Origin of the sequence: Effusibacillus consociatus, from assembly GCF_042652925.1 — a bacterium.
In the GTDB taxonomy this organism is placed as follows: Bacteria; Bacillota; Bacilli; order Tumebacillales; family Effusibacillaceae; genus Effusibacillus; species Effusibacillus consociatus.
In genome coordinates this window covers 1-1,135 of record NZ_JBHSHC010000068.1, presented here as the reverse complement: position 1 = coordinate 1,135, position 1,135 = coordinate 1, and the positions used below count along the sequence as shown (strand labels likewise).

At 52.2% G+C, this 1,135-nt stretch carries 1 pseudogene; it reads left to right on the top strand.

The window, feature by feature from the left end:
* Positions 1-906 precede the first annotated feature (906 nt).
* Positions 907-1,135, top strand: a pseudogene (locus ACFO8Q_RS09170) (group II intron reverse transcriptase/maturase); the annotation flags it as partial.

The window sequence follows — 1,135 nt, the reverse complement described above, 5'->3', positions numbered from 1 at the left end:
ATACCGAACGGTACGTACGGTGGTGTGGGAGGCCGGCTACTCAATTAATGGGTAGCCTCCTACCCGATTAACATTTCAAATTACCCTTCTCGTTAAGGTGGTTAATCCGCTCTATGGCGGCCCCTCATGGCACTGGAGCAGCTGCTCTTCTATGCTAAGCAAAGCTAAGTGTAAGTAAGAACCAACTGCGAAGCATTTTGGATGCAACAGCTCTTCCCCTAGGAGATTCGTTTTCTTACGGAAATGGTTTTAGTGAATGCACAGTCAGCAATCAACAATTGAGATCCCGTACGTCAAAACGACCAAATACAACTCTCAGCGTCCTAAATCCGCGTTTTTCTATCAGGCCCCCTGAAACACCATTAAGTCGCCAGGCGGCTTTTTTCCATTTCGCGCGCCTAGCCAAGCTAGGTACAACTAGCCGGTGTGAGTCCGGTCGAGGTAAGAGCCAAGTCGCCTCGTAGCTGACAGGCAACTGGTGGAGAGATCCTAAGGTTGAAGCCCTGTGACAAAGTAACTCTTGCAAGAGTGCGAGCAAATCAGCAGGCCGTAACATCAAGTGAATCCTGCCGCATCGTCAAAAAGAACCTGCAAAGGACAAGAGAGAGCCAAGCCTCGGGAATATGGGCGAAGGCCATGGAACGCGTGAAGACCTTGGAAGCGCAGCGCGGAAGAACTCTCCGGTGCAAGGGGAACGGCATGCTGAGAAAGTTGTATCTGGAACTAGGGACACCCTACCTCGCACGACGAAAGTCGTAAAGAGCGACCCTATAAGCCCGAAAGGTGAAGTGGCGAGTTGCGGGGAGGGAGGCGGAGGGGGTCGTAGTACCAATGAAGCAAGGACAACACAACCTTGCGGAGGAAAGGACCCCTGCTTTGTTCACGTGCCGGAGGAGGTAAGAGTCAGTGAATGCAGTAAAACCTGCTAACTACGCCAAAGCAAAAGCTCGACAACTCCAAAACGCACTATACCTTGCGGCCAAGGGAAACCCGAGGCGGCGGTTTCACGCGCTGTACGACAAAGTGCACCGCGGTGACATTCTTTGGGAAGCGTGGAAACGGGTTAAAACGAACGGCGGAAGCGGCGGTGTGGATGGAATAACCATCGACTACATCGTCAAGGAATACGGGGAAG